We start from the raw sequence: 595 nt of genomic DNA, 5'->3' as shown, positions 1-595 counted from the left end.
TGGAATTGAGATCTCATTCCAAGAGAAAGATATCAAATATCTGGAGTTTCTTTTTGTATATTATATTGATGATCCGATCCGCAAGGACCATGATTGGGAATTGTTTGATCGTCTTTCTCCGAGGAAGAGGCGAAACATAATCAACTTGAATTCGGGACAGCTATTCGAAATCTTAGTGAAAGACTGGATTTGTTATCTCATGTTTGCTTTTCGTGAAAAAATACCAATTGAAGTGGAGGGTTTCTTCAAACAACAAGTAGCTGGGTCAACTATTCAATCAAATGATATTGAGCATGTTTCCCATCTCTTCTCGAAAAACAAGTGGGCTATTTCTTTGCAAAATTGTGCTCAATTTCATATGTGGCAATTCCGCCAAGATCTCTTCGTTAGTTGGGGGAAGAATCCGCACGAATCGGATTTTTTGAGGAACATATCGAGAGAGAATTGGATTTGGTTAGACAATGTGTGGTTGGTAAACAAGGATCGGTTTTTTAGCAAGGTACGGAATGTATCGTCAAATATTCAATATGATTCCACAAGATCAAGTTTCGTTCAAGTAACGGATTCTAGCCAATTGAAAGGATCTTCTGATCAA

Annotated in this window: 1 protein-coding gene; it reads left to right on the top strand. The window is 37.6% G+C overall.

Annotation, left to right across the window (positions count from 1 at the left end):
• Positions 1-175 precede the first annotated feature (175 nt).
• Positions 176-595 (top strand): Ycf2 family protein (locus tag IEZ04_RS36385; RefSeq protein ID WP_229821494.1); only part of this gene is annotated, 420 nt, incomplete at its 3' end.

It is taken from the genome of Streptomyces ruber, from assembly GCF_014648075.1.
Lineage (GTDB): Bacteria > Actinomycetota > Actinomycetes > Streptomycetales > Streptomycetaceae > Streptomyces > Streptomyces ruber.
Note: the sequence above shows the minus strand (reverse complement) of the source record. Positions and strands in the feature narration are given on the sequence as shown.